We start from the raw sequence: 17403 nt of genomic DNA on the forward strand, positions 1-17403 counted from the left end.
CATAGGATTAGCTTACTCGCGGCCGCGCGTCATGCGCCTTTCTCGAATCTTCGGGGTTTCGGCGGGCCGGCTTTGGACAGATGCGCCCGCATGCGGCATGCTGGCGCACCTGTTCCAGGGTCCGGGGCGCGACCCTGACCGACCGATCGTTGCGGAGTATCAGCGCCATGTTGCAGACCGGTTTTTCCGATGCCGTCCTTCCCGCCGATGGCGTCCTGGCCATTCTGGTGTCCGAGGACGGGCCACGTCCGGCCACCTATCTTGCCGCCGACCGGGCGACCGGCGGCGCGCTGGAGCGTGCGGTCGGGGCTGCGTCGTTCACGTTCGGTGCCGGCCGGACCTGCATGTTGCTGGCTCCCGGCGGCGGGTTCGACCGTATTCTGCTGGTCGGGCTGGGCAAGGTGGCCGAGATCGGTGCCCGCACCGTCGAGAACGCGGCCGGCGCCGCCGTCACGGCGCTGGGCAAGCTGGCTGCTGCGGCGCGGATCGCGGCCGATGGCGTGCCACCCGCGCTGGTGGCCCATGTCGCCCAGGGTGCGACGCTCGCCGCCTTTCGCTTTGACAGTTACCATACCCGCCTGCCCGAAGATGCGCGCTGGCGGCTGGCGGAGATCACGATCCTGACCCCGGCCGCCGCCCAGGCGGAGGCGGCGTGGGCGGACCTGTCCGCCGTGGCGCGGGGTGTCTATCTGGCGCGCGACCTGGTCAGCGAGCCGGCGAACGTCCTGCGTCCGCCCGAATTCGCGACCCGGATCGAGGCGCTGCGCGAACTGGGGGTGGCGGTCGAGATACTGGATCGGGATACGATGGCCGAGCTGGGCTTCGGCGCGCTGCTGGGGGTGGCGCAGGCCAGCGATGCCCCGCCGCGCACGGTGCTGATGCGCTGGAACGGCGCCGGCGACGATTCCGCGCCGCTGGCCTTTATCGGCAAGGGCGTGACCTTCGATTCCGGCGGGATCTCGATCAAGCCGGCGGCCGGCATGGAGGAGATGAAGACCGACATGGCCGGCGCTGCCGCCGTGGTGGGGCTGATGGCGGCGCTGGCCGGCCGCAAGGCGCGGGTCAATGTCGTGGGCGCGGTCGGGCTGGTGGAGAACATGCTGGCCGGCAATGCCCAGCGGCCGGGCGACGTGGTGCGGACCTATTCCGGCCAGACGGTCGAGGTGATCAATACCGATGCCGAGGGGCGGCTCGTGCTGGCCGACGTGCTGTGGTACGTGCAGGAGCGGTTCAAGCCGCGCCTGATGGTCGATCTGGCCACGCTGACGGGCGCGATCGTCGTCGGGCTGGGGCATGAATATGCCGGGCTGTTCTCGAACGATGACGCGCTGGCCGGGCGGCTGGCCGCGGCGGGCGAGGAAACGGGCGAGCTTCTGTGGCGCATGCCGCTGTCCGATGCCTATCGCGACGCGCTGCGCTCGGACATCGCGGATTTCAAGAATGTCGGCGGGCGGCCGGGCGGGTCGATCACGGCGGCCAAGTTCCTGGAACATTTCGTCAATCAGGTGCCGTGGGCGCATCTGGACATTGCCGGCACCGCCTGGGCCCGGAAGACCGTGCATTGCACGCCCAAGGGGGCCACGGGCTTCGGCGTGCGTCTGCTGGAGCGCTTCGTACGGGAAAACCACGAGGGTTGAGGCGGGATCGCGGCGCGCCATGGCGGAAATCGGCTTCTATCACCTGACGCGGACCAGCGTTGACCAGGCGCTGCCGGCCCTGCTGGGCCGGACGTTGGAGGCCGGGCGGCGCGCCGTGCTGCGCTGTGGCGACGCGCAGCGGGTCAAGGCGATGGACGAGGCCCTGTGGCGTGCCACCGATCCGGTCTGGCTGCCGCATGGCAGTGCCGCGATGGGGCACGGGCCGTTGCAGCCCATCTGGCTGACGGCCGGGGACGATGTGCCGAACGGGGCGACCTACCTGTTCCTGATCGACGGGGTGAACTGTCCGGACGTCGCCGCGTTCGAGCGGGTGTTCGACCTGTTCGATGGGGGCGACCCGGAGGCCGTGGAAGCGGCCCGCCGGCGGTGGACCAGTGCCCGCGAGGCCGGGCACACGCTTGTCTACTGGCGTCAGCAGGCAAAAGGATGGACCCGAGGGGCGCGCTGAGCCTGACCGCAAATGCGCGCTGGTGGCAATCCAATGCGCGGTCGGACTCCGTAGGGTGGCTTTCGCGCATGGCAGCACAGAATCTGCGAGGAGGACCGCGCGGCATGGTCAATTCCGTCATGTTTCCGGGGGGTGCGCGCGTGCCGGCGCTGGGCATGGGGACCTGGGCGCTGGGCGACAGTGCCGAGCGCCGGACGCAGGAGATCGCCAGCCTGCGGCTGGGCCTGGATCTGGGGTTGCGGGTGGTCGATACCGCCGAGATGTACGGGGCCGGGCGGTCGGAGCGGCTGGTGGGCGAGGCGATCGCCGGCCGGCGGGATGAGGTCTTTCTGGTCACGAAGGTGCTGCCGTCCAATGCCTCGCGCGCCGGGGTGGCGGCGAGTTGCCGGGCGTCGCTTCGGCGGCTGGGCACCGATCGGATCGATCTGTACCTGTTGCACTGGCGGGGGGCCGTGCCGCTGGGCGAGACGATCGGGGCCTTCGAGCGGCTGAAGCGGGAAGGGCTGATCGGCGCTTGGGGTGTATCGAATTTCGATGTCGGGGATCTGGATGACCTGGCGCGCGTCGCCTCGCCCGATCCCTGTGCCGCCAACCAGATCCTCTACAGCCTGGATTATCGCGGGGTGGAATTCGATCTGCTGGAGGCGGACCGGCGCCGGTCGATCGTGACCATGGCCTATTCCCCGCTGGGACAGGGCGGGGACCTGCTGCACCAGCCGGTGCTGGAGCGGATCGCGGATCGGCACGAGACCAGCCTGGGGCCGGCGACGCCCGCCCAGGTGGCGCTGGCCTGGGTGCTGCGGCAGCCGGGCATGCTGGCAATTCCCAAGGCGGGCAGCCCGCAGCACCAGCGCGAGAACGTGGCGGCCACCGAGCTGGTGCTGACATCGGAGGATCTGGCGGCGATCGACCGGTCGATCCCGCCGCCGCGACGCAAGGTCCCCCTCGCCATGATCTGAGCGGCGTGGTTTGATGGCGGTTCGATCGGACCCGTGATTCGGGGATGGGGCCATCCTGCCGCTGTTTCTCATGCTTGTGCTGTCGGTGCTGCTGCTGGACGGCCTGATGCCCCGGTTCGCGGTGCCGCAGGCGGCCCGCGCGGGGTGGGGGCTGGCCCTTGTGCTGGCACTGGCGATGGCCGTCCTTCCTCCGGGCCCGGTGACGGTTCCTGAAGCGGGGGCGATGGCCCTGTTGCGCGTCGATGCGCTGTCCTTGCCGTTCGTGCTGATCCTGTCGGTGGCCGGCCTGGCCTCGGGCGAGCGGACGCCGGTGCTGGCCGGCGCGGCGCTGACGGTGGGCACCGGCAATCCCCTCCTGTTTGCGATCGGCGCGGCGGCCTTGTTGCCGTTTCTGCGGGGCCGGGGCGCCGTGCCGCGTGCCATGGTGGGCTGGGGGAGTGTCGGGGTGGCGACGGCGACTGCCCTGCTGGCGGGGTCGGGCGGCTGGCGGCTGGTCGTGCTGCCGGTTCCGGCACTGGTGGCGGCCACGGCGCTGATGGGGCTGTCGGTGCGGCCGCTGTCTGGCGCGCGGCATGGCGCGCCTGTCGGGGTCGCGCATCTGGCGGGGATGGTGGCCGGGCTCTGCCTTGCCGTGCGCATGCTGGTCGATTGGCCCGGGGGGGCGGTCGGCGTCTTCTGGGGGGGCGCGCTGGTCGTTGTGGGGTTGATGCTGGCCCTGGTGGCGTGTGGACGCGCCCTGGGCGCGCGCGATGCGGGCCGTGTGATGGCCGGCATGCTGGGGGGCTGGGGTGGCCTGGGGCTACTGCTGGTCGGGCTGGTGGTGACCGGGCGAGCGGATGACCTGCCCTTGCTGGCGCTGGGGGCGTTCCGTGCCCTGATGCTGCTGATGGGTGGGGTCGGGTTGGCGTTTCTGGCCGCGATCCTGACATTGGCATGGATTGCCGAGGCGGCGGGTTCGCTGGGGCTGATGCGCGCCGGGGGGCTGGCGGCCCTGATGCCGAAGACGTCGGGCATGCTGGCCCTGGCGCTGGCCGGGGTGTGCGCCCTGCCGCCGTCGGGCGGGTTTGCGGTGGCGTGGCTGCTGGTACAGTCGTTGCTGGCGCTGCCGCGTGCCGAAGGGCTGGCGGGCGCGATGCCGTTGCTGGCATCGTTGGCCGGGGTCGGGCTGGTATGCGGTCTGTTGATCCTGGCGGCGGTGCGCCTGTTATCCTGCCTGGTCCTGGGGCGGCCGCGCACGCCGCGTGCTGCCGGGGCGACCGACCCCGCGACGGGAAAGCTGGCGGCGCCGGCCGTGTGCCTGGGGGGGAGTGCGGTCATGGTGCTCGTGCCCGGAATCTTGCTGTGGCTGACGCGCGGCGCGGGGTGGGACATTGCCGGCCTGCGCGGGACGATTCCGTCGGGTGCGCGGCCGGACTGGCTGGCTCTGGCGGCGCCGGGTGGCGGCGGAGTGCTGTATCCGATCGGCATTGTGGTGTTGTTGGGGCTGGCGGGAGCCGGGGTGCTGGCATTGTCGCGTCTGGCCGGCACGGTGGCGTCGCGCCCGGTGGCGGCCTGGACCGAGGGGGCGCCCCCCTCGCCGCCGTGGATGCCGTTCGGCGAGCCGGCGGCGCAGGCCGGGCCGGCGCAGTTTGCCGGTGCGCTGGCGTGGGGTCTGGGGGGGGGATGGCCCCTGCGGCGCATCGCATGGCGGATGGCGCGCAGGGTACGGGATGCGGGTCGTCGCATGCTGGCGCTGACGGAGGGGGGCGTGGCCTGGGCGTCGCGCCATGCCATGGGGCTGGTGCTGCTGTGGCTGGCCATGGCGGCGCTGGTCCGGATGTGGGGCCGTTCGTGATGGTGTCGTGGGCGATGATGTCGGCCGGGATCGTGGGATGCGTGCTGCTGGCGGTGCATCTGGTGCTGATGGTCGCCTGCGCGCCGCTGGCACGGGGGCTGCTGGCGGCCGGCATGGCCTGGGCGGGCGGTGCCGAGCGTGTCCCTGTGCTGGCGCGCTGGCGGCTGATCCGGTCCTGCGCGCGCCGGCATGGGGTGCGCGCTGCCGGCGTGGCCGAGATTGCGCCGGCGATGGCGCTGGCGACCGCGCTGGCCGCCTGTGCGCTGGTGCCGTCCTTCGCGCTCGGTCTGCCGGGAAGCGGGCTTTCGGACCTGCTGACGGTCTCGGGACTGCTGGTGCTGGCGCGCCTGCTGCCATTGCTGGCGGCGTTGGCGCCGGGGGGCGCACGGGCCGGATTGGCGTCGGCCGGAGGTGTCGGCGCCCTGGCGGCGATGCAGGCGGTCTTTCCGCTGGCGGTGGCGGCGGCGGTCATGGCGACCGGGCATGGGGGGATCGATGCCCTGCTGGCGCGGCTGCGCGACCCCGATCCGGGGGGCGGGCGGGTGTCGGCGATGTTGCTGGCCGTCGCCCTGCTGCTGGCCGGGCCGGATATCGGCCCCGGCGATGATGCGCGCGCGGCGGACATGATGGTCGATCTGGGCGGACGCGGCCGTGCCGCCATGGAACTGGCGCGGGATCTGGGGCTGATCGCCTGGGTCACGCTGGCGGGGGATCTGGCCTGGCCGGGTGGGCTGGCGATGCCGCGGGACGGGGCGCTGTTGCCGGCGGCCGCATCGCTGCCGGGCGCCGTGGCGGCATGGCTGGCGCGGATGGGGATGATCTGTGCCGGCATCGTCGCCGCGCGGGTGGTGGTGATGGGCTCGGCGCGCGCGGTGCGCGGCCGGCTGGTGCTGGCGCTGCTGTTCGCGGCGCTGGCGGTCGTGGTGCTGTTCGCGGATCAGGAGGTCGCGTGATGGGGTCGCCGCTTCCCGGCCTGCTGATTGCCGCCTCGGTCGTGCTGTCGGGCCTGCGCTGGGCGTTACCCTGGCAGGCCGGGCTGGTGGTGCTGACATTGCTGGCGGCGGCGCTGGATGTCGAGGCGCCGGTGCGTCCCTGTCTGGCGGCCCTGTTCGTGGTGGCGGGGACGGCGCCGCTGGTATGGGGGCTGGCGCGGCTGGAGGATCGGCCGCCAGTGCCGACGGAGCGGATATCAGGGGTGGGCGGTGGCCTGATGCTGACGATCCTGGCCGTGCTGGCGGTGCCGCGCGGCCTGATCGACGCCGTGACGCGGCCGGACCTGATTGCGGCGCTGGTGGCCATCCTGAGTGGTGTGCTGGCTGCCGCGGTCCGCCGTTCGGTGGTGGGGCAGTGCGCGGGGCTGGCGGCGGCCCTGAACGGATTGATGCTGCTCGCCGGCCTGGCCGGGCGGGACGCGGTGCTGGCGGGGGCTGTGGCATTGCAGGCGGCGCTGCTGGTGGTGGCTTTTGTCTGCCTGCGCCGGATCGCCTGGGGGCGGGAACCGACGTGAGCATTCCGCCTGTTTCGCTGCCGGTGCTGATGCCGCTGGCGCTGTGCTGGCCGTTCCTGTCGATGGGGGTGCTGGCGGCCTGCTCGCCGGCTTCGGCGCGGGCGGCGGGGGTGGGTCTGTCGGCGGTCGGGCTGGGGCTGGCTGCCCTGGCGGTGGCGTTGCGGAGCGTCTGGCCGGGGACGCCCTTTGCCGTGCCGCCCGGCGCGTTGGGACTTCTGCTGCCGCTGCCGCTGCTGGCGCTGTTCCTGGCCTGTCTGTCGGCCGACATGGCGCCGGGACGGCGGGGGACGGGCGTGCTGATGCATGGGCTGGCCGGTGGCGCGGCCGTTGCCACCGCCTGCGCCGATCCGCTGTCGGGCGCGGTCGCGGTTGGCGGGGTGGCGATGCTGGTGGCGCTGGCGACCGCCGTGACGCGTGGCGCGGCACGGGCGGGGTGGGATCTTTTTCGCCTCAGCCTGTCCGGCATCCTGCTGGCCGTGCCCGGTGCCGCACTGTTGGCGGCGTCCGACGCGGCGGGGCGGCTGGAAGGGCTGGGGGGGCTGTTGCTGACGGTCGGGCTGGGGACTGTCGCGGGGCTGGGGCCAGCCGCCCCGGTCGTGCTGGCGGCAGGGGATGCGGTGGCGCCCATGGCCCTGGCGCCGGTCATGACCGCGATCCCGGTGCTGCGTCATCTGGCGCAGGGCCAGGACCGGATAGGGGTGATGGCGCTGGGGCTGGTGACGCTGTGGCTGATGGCGCTTTCCATCCGCGTGGCGCCCCCGGAGCGGCGGGGCCGGCTGTCGGTCGGGTTGATGATCGGCCTGGCGGCGGTAGCGGCCGGAGCGGGTGGTGGTGCCGGTCTGGCGGGATTGGTGGCGTTGCTGCTGTCGGTCGCGCTGATGGGGCCGCTGGCGCGGCAGGCGGGGCCCGACCGGCATGGGCCGTGGGATGGGAGCCTTGCGCCCTTGATCCATTCGCCGTTCCTGCCGTTCGGGGGGGTGGTGCTGACGCTGGTTGCGCTGTGCGATGTGGCGCCGATGCTGGTGCTGCCGATGGCGGTCGGGGTGGTGGTCGGCAGCCCGCTGCCTGTCGGTGGCGCGGTCCGGACGGGCTGGCTGGGACGGGGCGTGACCGCCATGCTGCTGGGCGGTCTGGTGGTGCTGGTGCTGCGAGGGTGGCGATGATCCGCGCCGAGCCCGATCCGGCCCCGCGTACGGCCGCCGCGCTGATCCGGCGCGGGGAGGCTGAAGCCGGCGGGTGGCGCTTCCGGCTGGAGGAGGAAGGCTGGCACGATCTGGCCGAGGCGCTGCGGCATGACCCGCTGCCGTTCGTGACCCTGTGGGCCGATGGGCGGGATGTGCATGCCCTGTTCCTGGAGGGGGGCGAGCGCCCGCTGGTGGCGAGCGTCGAACCCTATGGCGGGCGCTATCTGGGCCTGTCCCCGGCGCGTCCGGCGGCGGCACCGTTCGAGCGTTGCGTGCAGGATCTGTGGGGGTTTTCGGCGATGGAGGCGCGGGATGTGCGTCCATGGCTGGACCATGGGCTCTGGACCGCGACCTGGCCGCTGAGTGCGCGTCCGGGGCCGGCCGCCTGGCCGCCCGACCCGCCGGATTTTCGGCCGGTGCCGGGCGAATGCATGATCCTGGGCAGCGGGCCGGCCGATGGCGGGCACCATACGCCGGCCCATCTGCGTCTGGCGGTGGATGGCGGGGGCGTGGTCGGGCAGGCCGAATGGCGGTTGGGCTATGCGCATCGTGGGGTGGTGGCCCGGCTGGTGGGGCTGGATGCCGATGGTGCGGTGCGGTTGGCCGGGCGGGCCGTCGCCGGGGCGTCGGTCGCCCATCAATCGGCGCTGTGCCGGGCGATCGAGGCGGCGACAGGGCAGGCTGCCGATGCCGCCACCGTGCGCACACGCGTGCTGCTGACGGAAATCGAGCGGGCGGCGACGCATCTGCATGATCTGTCGCGCGCGGCGCGGGCGGCCGGAGGGGCGGGTCTGGCGGCGGAATGCGAGCGGCTGCGCGAGGCGATCCTGGACCAGTGCGGCCGAATCGGCGGCCACCGGCTGCTGATGGACCGGGTTTGCCCCGGTGGAGCGGGCGAACCGGCGATGGATGACGCGGCCGTTGCCATCGGCGACCGGGTGGTGGATCTGCTGGAGGCCGGCCGGGCCGCGCTGGTGCGTTGTCGGGGGTGGCCGGGGCTGGAGGCGCGCATTGCCGGAGTGGGCGTGCTGGACCAGTCGGCGGCGCGGGCGCTGGGCGTGGGGGGCGTCGTGGGCCGGGCGTCGGCGCGCGAGGAGGATCTGCGGCGGCTGGTGCCGGGCTATCGGCGCGAATGGCTGGATAGCGGCGTGCGGCGCGGTGGTGATGTGGCGGCGCGCACCGACCTTCGGCTGACGGAGCTGGGCGGCGTCGCGCGGCTGTTGCGGGCGGCGGCCGGCAGCATGCCGGATGCCGGGTGGAGGCAGCAGGCTGTCGGTGAGGGAGTTGGCTTTGCCGAGGGACCGCGCGGCGCGGTGTGGTATTGGGTTCGTATGGTCGATGGCCGTGTTGCGGCGGCGCATGCGTGCGACCCCGCGCTGGCCCAGGCCTGTGCGTTGGAGCATGTGCTGGTTGGGGCGCAGGCCGAGGATGTGGCGATGATCGTGCGTTCGTTCGGCTTCTCGGCCGCCGGGGCGGACCTGTAGGGAGGCGATTCTTGGCGCTGTTGCGTGCGATTCTGGCGCGTGGATCTGCCATCCGCCTGCCGGCCGTGGGGCCGATGGCGGTGTTTCACGTGGATACAGGCGGGTGCGAGGGATGCGCGATGGAGGTCTCGGCGCTGGACGGGGCGGCCTATGCGCTGTCGGCGACGGGCCTGCGTTTCGTGACGACGCCGCGCCTGGCCGATGTGCTGCTGGTGACCGGGCCGCTGACCCGCGCCATGGCCCCGGTGCTGGAGGCGACATGGCATGCCATGCCCGATCCGAGGGCGCTGGTGGCGGTTGGGGCCTGCGCGATCGATGGCGGCCCGTTTGGGGAGAATTATGCCGTTCTGGGCGGGCTGGAGGGTCGGGCGCCGCTGGATGCGTCGATCCCCGGCTGTCCGCCTTCGCCGGCTTCCATCGTCGCCGGGCTGGCGGCGTTGCTGGAGGCCTCCGGATTGTCTTCCTCGGCCTGAAGGGCCAGGGCCTCCTGCTTCAGGCGGTGGAAGCTGCGGCGGCTGAGGGGCAGCAGGGCGATATAGATCACGCCTGCGGCGGCCAGCGCGCCCCACGGGTCGGCGACCAGGACGGCGGCATAGGCGCCGGTGCCCAGCATCAGCGGTAGCACATAGGCCGACGGGACCTTGAAATTCTTGAACGACCAGACGGGCAGTGTGCAGACCAGCAGGAACGCGGTGCCGCTGAGCGTCAGCGCCGGCAGGATGGGCAGGCGGGTCAGGGCATAGACCTGATTCCAGCCCAGCTTGTGGGCCTCCAGCCCGAGGAACAGCGGAAACAGCGCCAGCCCTGCCCCGGCGGGGGCCGGGACGCCGGTGAAGAAATTGCTGGCGTATTTGGGCTTTTCGGTATCGTCCAGGCTGGCGTTGAAGCGCGCCAGGCGGAGCGCCATGCAGACCGTGAACATGATGCAGGGCAGGTAGCCGTAGCGCCCGGCATCGCGCAGCGCCCACAGATACAGGACGAAGCCCGGTGCCACGCCGAAACACAGGAAATCGGACAGGCTGTCGAATTCCGCGCCGAAGCGGCTGGTGCCGCGCAGCAGGCGGGCGATGCGCCCGTCCAGCCCGTCGATGCAGGCGGCGATCAGCAATGCCACCGCCGCGTCGCCGAAGCGTCCGTCGAGCGCGAAGCGCATGCCCGTCAGCCCCGCGCACAGGCCCAGCATCGTCATGATGTTGGGGATCAGCCGGTTGAAGGACGGGCCGCGAACGCGGGGCCGTCGCCTGCGAATCAGCCGGCGCCGCCGCCGCGGCGCGGCCGGGGCGGAGGAGGGGGGCATGTCGGGCAGGGCCATCGGGGTCAGAGACGCGCCATGACCGTTTCGCCGCCGATCATGGTCTGGCCGGTCGAGACCAGCGGTTCCACGCCCGGCGGCAGGTACAGGTCGGTGCGCGAGCCGAAGCGGATCAGGCCGAAGCGCTCGCCGGCCTCATAGGTCATGCCTTCCTCGGCATCGCACAGGATGCGCCGGGCGATCAGGCCCGCGATCTGCACCACCGCCAGGTTGCGCCCGTCTTCCAGCGTCAGGCGCAGGGCATTGCGTTCGTTGAGGTCGGACGCCTTGTCCAGGCTGGCGTTGAGGAACTGGCCGGGGTGATAGGCCACGCGCGTCACGGTTCCGGCGGCGGGCATGCGGTTTACATGCACGTCCAGCACCGACAGGAAGGTGGCGATGCGCCAGACGGGTGCGTCGCCCATGTCCAGCGATGCGGGGGGGGAGATTTTTTCCACCGACACCACGCGGCCATCGGCGGGGGCCACCGCCAGATGCGGGTCGGCCGGCGGCACGCGCTCCGGATCGCGGAAGAAATAGAGGCAGAAGCCGAAGAACAGCCCCGCCGCGTTGCTGAGCCAGCGGGCCGGGCGCCAGGGCAGGAGCCGGCCTGCCAGCGCGGTGGCGCCCGACGCCAGGAGGAAGGGACGGGCGGCCGGATGCGGCCGCGCGAGGACGAGCTTGATGGACTGGATCAGGGACATGGATCGAGCTTCATGGGGTTTGCGGGGGGATGGGTCAAGCGTGGCGCCGGTGTGACGCCAGTGTGGCATGGATCGGGGGGCCGGTCAGCCGGGTTCGTAGATCCGTCGGGGCGCGCAGATCAGGGCTGGCGCGCTCAGGGCCGGGACGCCGGAATAGACGTCCTTGACCGCTTCGATGACGAAGACGCCGCCCAGTTGCGGCAGCAGCATGTGGCCGGCAGTTTCGGCCAGCGCGCCGGCGCGCCGGTGCCCGGCCCCAGGCGGGGGCATGAACAGCGCGCCGTCATGCCGTTCGGCGCGCAGGAAGGCCTGTGACAGGCGCCGCGCGATCTGGCGGGCGGAAAAGGGCTCGCCCTGGCCGAAGGGCGTGCCGTCGGAATGCGCCCACCAGCCGGCGCGGTTGGGCACGACCAGCAGCAGGCGGCCGTGATCCTTCATGACCTTCCATACCGAGCGGACGAGTGCGTCGGGTCGCTGGGTGATTTCCAGCGCGTGGACCAGCAGCACCCGGTCGAAGGACAGGTCGGGGAAGGGCAGGCGGTCTTCGGCCACCAGGCAGTCGCGCACGCCCTCCGGCGTGAAGGGGGGGGCGTCGCGGGTGACGGGCGTGTCCATCCGCGCCGAGATGCAGGGCGTGCCGTCCGGCCGGGCCCAGAGCGGCAGGAAGGGCAGCGTGTAGCCCAGCCCCAATATCCGGTCGTTGCCGGTGTGAGGCCAGAATGCATGCAGGCGATGCCGCAGCAGCCGGGCGGTGTTCTCGCCCGCGCGGCCGGCATAGAATCTGGCTGCTGTGCAGATATCGTCTTGCATCAGGCCCGATTAGCACAAACTGTTGGAGAATGCCGGGCCGCCCCGGAGCCGCGTACGAGACGGAGAGAGATCATGGTGCTTGCCATTCACCCGGTGCCGATCCTGGCCGACAATTACGCCTGGCTGCTGCGCGACGAGGAAAGCGGCGCCACGGCGCTGGTCGATCCGGCCGAGGAGGCGCCCCTGGTCGCGGCGGTGGAGCAGGCCGGCGGCCGGCTGGACCAGATTTTCCTGACGCATCATCATGCCGATCATGTGGCGGCGACCGATGCCCTGCGCAAGCGCTACGGTGCGATTGTGACCGGGGCGGCGGCCGATGCCTACCGGCTGCCGATGCTGGACCAGGCGGTGAATGACGGCGACGGCGTGACGCTGGGCGGGGCCATCGGCACCGTGATGGAGACGCCGGGCCATACGCGCGGGCATGTCGCCTACTATTTTCCGCTGACCCCGGCGCTGTTCTGTGGCGACACGCTGTTCAGCCTGGGCTGCGGGCGGCTGTTCGAAGGCTCGGCGGAGGAGATGTTCCAGTCCCTGCGCCGGATCGCCGCCCTGCCGGATGCGACGCTGGTCTGCTGCGGGCATGAATATACGCAGTCCAACGCGCGCTTCGCGCTGGCGGTCGATCCCGACAATGGGGCGTTGCGCGAACGCGCGGCCGAGATCGAGAGAATGCGGGCCGAGGGGCAGCCGACCGTGCCGGTTCGGCTGGGGCTGGAAAAGCGCACCAATCCGTTCCTGCGCGCCCCCGACGCGGCGACGTTCGCGCGGCTGCGGCGGGAAAAGGATGTCTTTCGTTGAGAAACGGCGTGCAAAGGCGCGTTGACTATCCGGGCGTGTTGTCCCCTGTCACGGGGTGAATGCCGGTTCGATCCGGCCTTCCGCATCGACGCGGAAGGCCGCCCGCCCCGTACTCAGCAGGACACGGCTGCATTCCACGGCACCCCGGCCGGTGCAGAATGTCACGCGGGTGATGCTCATCAACGCCGCGTCGGGCACCATGTCCAGCCGCCGGGCGGTTTCGCCGTCGGTCTTCTGCATGCCGATGGTCACGTCGGCGTGGTCGATCGACAGGCCCAGGTGACGGATCAGGATCATGGCTGACGAGAGGGAGCGCGCGGTGTCCTGCTGGATCTGGCCGATGAATTCCGGCGGGTACCAGACTTCCGTGATGGCCACCGGCTTGCCGTTGACCACGAATCTGCGCCGCAGGAACAGGGCCCGATCCGTTACGCCAAGGGCCGCGCGCACGTCCGGCGGCGGCGAAACTTCGCCGAATGCCAGCAATTCCGTTTCCGGTGTCAGCCCCTGTGCCGCCAGGACCTCGCCAAGGGAATAGATCGCGTCCTGTCGTCCCGGCCGCCGGACTTCGCTGACGAAGGTGCCGCGCCCGTGGCGCCGCACCACCAGGCCCCGTTCGGCGAGATGCGACAGCGCCTGCCGCACTGTGATGCGGCTGACGTCATACAGGCGGCATAGCTCGGCTTCCGACGGCAGGCGATCCATGAAGCGCGGGTCGTGCCCGATCCGCCGGTCGATATCGGCCGCGAGTTGCAGGTACAGCGATGTCGGCGCGGCGGCGTCGAGCGTCGCGGCAAGCGTGTCTCCCATCCCGGTCATTTCGCATCATCTCTCGTTACAAAATCGCATTGACTCGTCAGTCAATGAGGTTATAGGACGACATATAACAACTTAGGACATCCCGTGCCGAGACAGACCGTCCCGGGCGGGGCGTGTCAACACGAAATCCGCAACGCCGCACCATCGTCAAGGAACCCGGCCATGAGGCGATCCCTCCTCCTGCTCACGATTCTGTCCAATGGTGTCGTCCTGGCGGGCGCCAGGGGCGCGGAAACGCTGCGTCGTGAGCCGGTCGCGCAAGGTCACGCCACGGCGGGCGCGTCCGGGGGGCAGTCCACGCGCAACCGGCCGGCCGGCAAGCCGCAGCCGTCCGCCCATGTGGAAGCCAGCCATGCCGAAATGGTCGCGATCGTCGGGCAATCCTTCGGCGGGGGACATATGGTTCCCCAGAGCGGGACCAGGAGCCGGTCGGAGGTCACGCGGGATTATATCGCCAAGCAGGCGCCGACCCCCAATGTCTTCCGGCTGCTTTCCACCCTGCCGGGCGCGAACGTGGCCAGCGCCGACCCGTACGGCATGGTGAGCGGCAACATGACCGTGCGCGGCATGAACAGCGACCAGATCGGCTTTACCCTGGAAGGCGCGCCGCTCAACGATATCGGGTCCTACATGGCTTTTCCCACCGAATGGGTGGATTCGGAAAACCTCGAGGAAGTGACCATGCAGCAGGGGTCGGCGAATCTCGATTCGCCGGTCATCGGCGCATCGGGCGGCATTACCAGCATGCGGCTGATCGATCCCTCGACACGCTTCGGTGGAACCGCGGCCGCCTCGTACGGCTCGTACCATACCCATCGCGAATTCGCGCGTCTCAACAGCGGCCTGATCGGCAACACCGGATTGCGCGCATTCGTCGCCTGGTCGCATCTTGAGGAGCCGCATTTCCGTGGCATGGGCAACGACCACAAGCAGCATGTCGATTTCAAGATGCTGAAGGACTGGGAGAACGGCAGCCGCAGCAGCTTCGTCCTGACCTTCGACGATTCGATGAAGGTGGCCTATCTGTCGCCGTCGCTGGCGGCCTGGCAGCAATATGGGCGGAAGGCGAACTATGCCGAGGACTACCGGCCGAACGATCCGAGCTACTGGAAGCTGCATCAGAGCCCCTATCGCGTAATCGTCATCAGCGCGCCGCAGAACATCGTCGTCAACGATCGTCTCGGTTTCGACTTCACGCCCTATTTCTACTGGAATTCGGGAACGATCGCGTCCTCGTCGGTCATAAACGAAAGTGCCGTCTATGCCGGCACGCAGAAATACGCGGTCGACCTGAACCATAACGGCGTGATCGGCGACAAGGTGCTGATGTATACGGGGATCGGCACGCCTTATGTCTACCGGCCCGGCCTGGTGTCCAAGGTGCATTATGCGATCGGTCATCATACCCTCGTCTTCGGCGACTGGTTCGACTGGTCGCGCGAGCGCAACGTCACGGCCTATTCCGCGATCGGCGGGAATGGCGGCCCGCAGAACGTATGGGGATACAAGGACGATATCACGCTGTCCGATGGCAAGCGCCTTGCCAATTATGACAATCTGACCGTAACGAAGGTCAATTCGCTGTTTTTCGGGGATACCTATTCGGCCATGGACGACCGGCTGCATCTGGAGGCCGGCATCAAGGAAACGATGGTCAACCGCAAGGCCTACAATTACCTGCCCGGCGCCAGATACCAGACGGGCAACAATGCGACCGTTACGACCCCGAATCTCGGTGGCCGGTATCGCTTCGATTCCCATCACCAGATCTTTGGCGGCGTCGCGACCAATTTCCGCACGCCGACGCTGAATACGCTTTACGATACCTATAGTGCCAGCACGGGAAAGATCACGACCTACGCCAACCCGGCCCAGAAGACCGAATATTCGATCGAAGAGGAAATCGGCTACCGGTACCAGGACGACATGCTGAATGCGTCCGTCACCTTCTTCAATTACAATTTCACCAATCGCCAGGTTTCGACCCAGGTCATCATCAACAATGCCCAGGTCACGCAGAACATCAATGCCGGTGGCCAGACGACCCGTGGCGTGGATGTCGAACTCGGCACCCGTCCGTGGCATCATGTGCGGTCCTATCTGTCGGCCGAATATCTGAATGCCCGTATCGACAGCAATTACCAGGTCGGCACCGACTATCTGCCGACGAAGGGAAAGCAGGCCGTTCGCAGCCCCAACGTGCAGGCATCGGTTGGCGTGGATTATGACGACGGCACTTTTTTCGCCGGTTTCCAGGTCAAGTATGTCGGACGTCAGTTCTCGACCTTCATGAACGACCAGGCGATGCCGGGCTATGTCAACGCCGACATGAATTTCGGCTATCGTGCTCCGAAAATCTGGCGCACACGCCCGGAATTCCGGCTGAACCTGATGAATGTCGGCGACAATAAATATCTGTCCGGCCCGGCCGGGATCGCGGCGTCGTCCCGCGCGACCCGAGGGGTACGCGGAACGATGATCGCCGCGACCGGGACGCCGACCTATTATGTTGCCGGCGGATTTGCCGCCATGATCACCGGCAGCGTCGGGTTCTGACGAGATGAGGGGCGCTTCCGTCTGGCTGGAGCGGTTGTTCGGGTTGCGCCGCGCCGGGACGACGGCGGGGCGGGAGGTCGTTGCCGGCCTGACCACGTTCGCGGCCATGGTCTATTGCGTTGCGGTCAACCCGATGATCCTGGCCGCGACCGGCATGGACAGGGCCAGCGTCCTGACGGCCACCTGCCTGATCGCCATCCTCTCGACGGGCATGGTCGGCCTGCTGGCCAACCTGCCGCTCGGCCTGGCGCCGGCCATGGGGTCCAACGTGATCTTCGCATGGGTGTTGGTGGTGCAGATGCAGGTGCCCTGGCCGGCGGCGCTGGCCGTCGTTTCGCTGACCGGCATCATTTTTCTGATCCTGACCCTGACCAGGGTACGGGAGCGGATCGCCCATGAACTGCCCGACCCGCTGCGTGTCGGCATACAGATCGCCGTCGGGCTGGTGATCATGTTCATCGGCATGCGCAATGCCGGCTTCGTGGTTGCCAGCAAGAATACGTTCATCACCATGGGATCGCTCCGCGATCCGGGGGTCGTTCTCACGCTTGTCGGGTTCATCCTGACCCCGGTGCTCGTCGCCCGGCGCGTACCAGGCGCGCTGATCCTGTCGATCATGGTCATGACCGTTACCGGATTGTTCGTGCCGGACGGCCATGGCGGGACGATCACGCGCTGGCCCACGCGGCTGGCGGCGCTGCCCGTCTGGCCTCGCGAGACGGCCTTCAGGCTCGATTTCGCCTATGTCGCCCACCATCTGGCCTATCTGTTGCCGATGATCTTCTTTTTTCTCTGCACGGAGCTTTTCGGCACGCTGGCCAATCTGCTGGGCGTCGTCGGCGCGGCGGGACTGCTGGGGAGAACGGGAGCCATCCCGCGGGCAACGGAGGTTTTCGCGACGGATGCGATCGGAACCATCGTCGGGCCGATGCTGGGCACGGCGGTGGTCACGGTTTATTCCGAATCCGTCACCGGCGTGCAGGCCGGCGGCAGGACCGGCCTGACGGCCCTGGTCATCGCGGCCGGCTTCGTTGTCTCGCTGTTTCTGTGGCCACTCTTCATGATCATTCCGCCGCAGGCGACGGCGCCCGCGCTGCTGATGGTGGGCATATTGATGTTCGGCGGTATTGCCCGGCTCGACCTGACGGATCAGACGCAGACCATTCCGGCGGTGCTGACGTTCACGATCGCCCTGCTGACCAGCAACCTGATCAACGGCATGGCGCTGGGTACGTTCAGCTATATGCTCATGATGCTGGCCGGCGGTCGGCGGGTTTCGCCCGTGCTGTGGATGCTGGGTGGCATCTTCATCCTGTTCTTCGTCGTCTCCGCCCATCTTCACTGAAGG

15 protein-coding genes and 1 pseudogene are annotated in these 17403 nt (G+C 69.7%); 12 read left to right on the top strand and 4 right to left on the bottom strand.

Annotated features, from left to right (window positions below; all coding sequences use genetic code 11):
• Nucleotides 1–167: 167 nt before the first annotated feature.
• The 9 genes and pseudogenes from HLH29_RS02260 to HLH29_RS02300 all read left to right on the top strand — a co-directional run.
• Nucleotides 168–1637: a leucyl aminopeptidase gene (locus HLH29_RS02260; RefSeq protein WP_182964382.1), complete on the top strand. Its 1470-nt coding sequence runs from the start codon at nucleotides 168–170 to the stop codon at nucleotides 1635–1637.
• Nucleotides 1638–1656: 19 nt separating this feature from the next.
• Nucleotides 1657–2106: a DNA polymerase III subunit chi gene (locus HLH29_RS02265; protein ID WP_182964383.1), complete on the top strand. Its 450-nt coding sequence runs from the start codon at nucleotides 1657–1659 to the stop codon at nucleotides 2104–2106.
• A 104-nt stretch (nucleotides 2107–2210) separates the two neighbouring features.
• Nucleotides 2211–3065, top strand: coding sequence for an aldo/keto reductase (locus HLH29_RS02270; protein ID WP_182964384.1), 855 nt, complete (start codon nucleotides 2211–2213; stop codon nucleotides 3063–3065).
• Between the two features lie 70 nt (nucleotides 3066–3135).
• Nucleotides 3136–4899 (top strand): hypothetical protein, encoded by a 1764-nt coding sequence (locus HLH29_RS02275; protein WP_182964385.1) that lies wholly within the window; start codon nucleotides 3136–3138, stop codon nucleotides 4897–4899.
• Nucleotides 4896–5852, top strand: a complete 957-nt coding sequence (locus tag HLH29_RS02280; RefSeq protein WP_182964386.1) for a hypothetical protein — start codon at nucleotides 4896–4898, stop codon at nucleotides 5850–5852. The genes HLH29_RS02275 and HLH29_RS02280 overlap by 4 nt, the downstream gene beginning before the upstream one ends.
• Nucleotides 5852–6406: a hypothetical protein gene (locus tag HLH29_RS02285; RefSeq protein ID WP_182964387.1), complete on the top strand. Its 555-nt coding sequence runs from the start codon at nucleotides 5852–5854 to the stop codon at nucleotides 6404–6406. The genes HLH29_RS02280 and HLH29_RS02285 overlap by 1 nt, the downstream gene beginning before the upstream one ends.
• Nucleotides 6403–7569 (top strand): hypothetical protein, encoded by a 1167-nt coding sequence (locus HLH29_RS02290; protein WP_246373696.1) that lies wholly within the window; start codon nucleotides 6403–6405, stop codon nucleotides 7567–7569. Before HLH29_RS02285 ends, HLH29_RS02290 begins: the two co-directional genes overlap by 4 nt.
• A complete protein-coding gene (locus tag HLH29_RS02295; protein ID WP_182964452.1) occupies nucleotides 7566–9074 on the top strand; it encodes an NADH-quinone oxidoreductase subunit D-related protein in 1509 nt (502 codons plus the stop codon). Before HLH29_RS02290 ends, HLH29_RS02295 begins: the two co-directional genes overlap by 4 nt.
• A gap of 11 nt (nucleotides 9075–9085) precedes the next feature.
• Nucleotides 9086–9514 (top strand): annotated as a pseudogene (locus HLH29_RS02300) (NADH-quinone oxidoreductase subunit B family protein); the annotation flags it as partial.
• On the opposite strand, the gene HLH29_RS02305 reads toward HLH29_RS02300, so the two are convergent.
• The 3 genes from HLH29_RS02305 to HLH29_RS02315 all read right to left on the bottom strand — a co-directional run bounded on the left by HLH29_RS02305 (nucleotide 9412) and on the right by HLH29_RS02315 (nucleotide 11879).
• Entirely contained in the window at nucleotides 9412–10371 is a 960-nt protein-coding gene (locus HLH29_RS02305) for a CDP-alcohol phosphatidyltransferase family protein (protein WP_408871933.1), read from the bottom strand. The pseudogene HLH29_RS02300 and the gene HLH29_RS02305 sit on opposite strands and share 103 nt — an antisense overlap.
• Nucleotides 10372–10391: 20 nt before the next feature.
• Nucleotides 10392–11069, bottom strand: coding sequence for a phosphatidylserine decarboxylase (locus HLH29_RS02310; protein WP_246373661.1), 678 nt, complete (start codon nucleotides 11067–11069; stop codon nucleotides 10392–10394).
• Nucleotides 11070–11153: 84 nt separating this feature from the next.
• On the bottom strand, nucleotides 11154–11879 hold the full coding sequence (locus HLH29_RS02315) for a methyltransferase domain-containing protein (protein WP_182964389.1): 726 nt from the start codon (nucleotides 11877–11879) through the stop codon (nucleotides 11154–11156).
• Between the two features lie 72 nt (nucleotides 11880–11951).
• Between HLH29_RS02315 and gloB the strand changes: the two genes are divergently transcribed.
• A complete protein-coding gene (gene gloB / locus HLH29_RS02320; RefSeq protein ID WP_182964390.1) occupies nucleotides 11952–12680 on the top strand; it encodes a hydroxyacylglutathione hydrolase in 729 nt (242 codons plus the stop codon).
• 48 nt (nucleotides 12681–12728) lie between these two features.
• Here gloB and HLH29_RS02325 read toward each other — a convergent pair whose 3' ends face one another.
• Entirely contained in the window at nucleotides 12729–13499 is a 771-nt protein-coding gene (locus HLH29_RS02325; RefSeq protein WP_182964391.1) for a GntR family transcriptional regulator, read from the bottom strand.
• A gap of 162 nt (nucleotides 13500–13661) precedes the next feature.
• Between HLH29_RS02325 and HLH29_RS02330 the strand changes: the two genes are divergently transcribed.
• Together HLH29_RS02330 and HLH29_RS02335 are read left to right on the top strand one after the other, a co-directional pair.
• Entirely contained in the window at nucleotides 13662–16055 is a 2394-nt protein-coding gene (locus HLH29_RS02330) for a TonB-dependent receptor (RefSeq protein WP_182964392.1), read from the top strand.
• Between the two features lie 4 nt (nucleotides 16056–16059).
• On the top strand, nucleotides 16060–17400 hold the full coding sequence (locus HLH29_RS02335) for an NCS2 family permease (protein ID WP_182964393.1): 1341 nt from the start codon (nucleotides 16060–16062) through the stop codon (nucleotides 17398–17400).
• Nucleotides 17401–17403 lie beyond the last annotated feature (3 nt).

It is taken from the genome of Gluconacetobacter tumulicola (assembly GCF_014174215.1).
Lineage (GTDB): Bacteria > Pseudomonadota > Alphaproteobacteria > Acetobacterales > Acetobacteraceae > Gluconacetobacter > Gluconacetobacter tumulicola.